General features: G+C 44.7%; 2 protein-coding genes. One reads left to right on the top strand and one right to left on the bottom strand.

Features of this window, described 5'->3' with window-relative positions:
• The coding region (locus QUA00_RS36160) for an RluA family pseudouridine synthase (protein WP_333413382.1) at window positions 1–698 on the top strand (698 nt) is incomplete at its 5' end.
• Here QUA00_RS36160 and QUA00_RS37030 read toward each other — a convergent pair.
• Window positions 675–902, bottom strand: a complete 228-nt coding sequence (locus QUA00_RS37030; protein ID WP_445252096.1) for a DUF6883 domain-containing protein — start codon at window positions 900–902, stop codon at window positions 675–677. The genes QUA00_RS36160 and QUA00_RS37030 overlap by 24 nt on opposite strands.
• Window positions 903–1,099: the final 197 nt, after the last annotated feature.

Here is a 1,099-nt window from a genome sequence, read left to right as displayed (position 1 = left end):
AAGCCCAACCCCTACTCCCCACAAATCATCATATTTCTTGTGGAACGGGCATCTTGCCCGTTACCGAAATACTACCGATTATCTATGAAGACAAATGGTTGATTGCGGTCAATAAACCCTCTGGTTTGCTGTCAGTTCCAGGTCGTTATTTTGAAAATCAAGATAGTGTTTTCAGTCGTTTGCGGAACTTGTTAGCTGATAGTTTTAATTTGACAGTCGTGCATCGTTTAGACTTGGAAACATCTGGGATTTTGCTATTGGCGCGGGACAAAGAAACTAGCAGTCAACTCAGGCAGCAATTTGCAAAAAAGCAGGTTAACAAAGTTTATGAAGCGGTGCTTTCGGGTACGGTAAAAATTGATGCGGGGACGATCGAACTCCCACTTTGGGGCGATCCCGAAAATCGCCCTTACCAGCAAGTCAATTGGGAGTGCGGAAAACCCAGCGTTACTCGCTTTCAGGTAATGGCGAGGGAAGGAAATTGCGATCGAGTCGAGTTTTTGCCGCTGACGGGACGCACCCATCAATTGAGGGTTCATGCAGCGGATGTTCGAGGGTTGGGGATACCGATTTTGGGCGATCGACTTTACGGATGTCGGGCTGCTGGGAAGCGGCTACACTTGCACGCGCGGGAACTTTCGTTTGAGCATCCGCAGTTGGGAGAAAGGTTATACCTACAGGCAGAAACACCATTTTGAGCTAAGGGCGATCGGGCAACGATCAATATCTGTAGAATAACAAGTAATTGCTTCAGCATCCAGAGTTTTAGTTGAAATTTGTGCTAACAGTAAGTCATAGTTTTCTTGATTTAATCCTAAACGAGGATGAAATATTACAGCATTATTGCTACCGACAGCGTTATCTAAATTAAGAGGATACTGTGTTGATTTTCGAGGATCGATAACGAGATGGCTGACAATTTATTTCAGCTTCATGTTTGTTGACCGAGCAGTAATTTTAGCACCTAACATATTAGATATCTGCTTTGGGAACCCGATCGACTTTTAATTTTAGCTCTAACGTATAGCGGTTCTCAAAAAAGTGAGGTATGCCCTATGCCCTATGCCCTATGCCCTATGCCCTATGCCCTATGCCCTAT

Source organism: Microcoleus sp. T2B6 (assembly GCF_036700475.1).
Taxonomy (GTDB): Bacteria; Cyanobacteriota; Cyanobacteriia; order Cyanobacteriales; family Microcoleaceae; genus Microcoleus.
The sequence above is the reverse complement of the archived record's forward strand: the minus strand, read 5'-3'. Positions and strand labels throughout refer to the sequence as shown.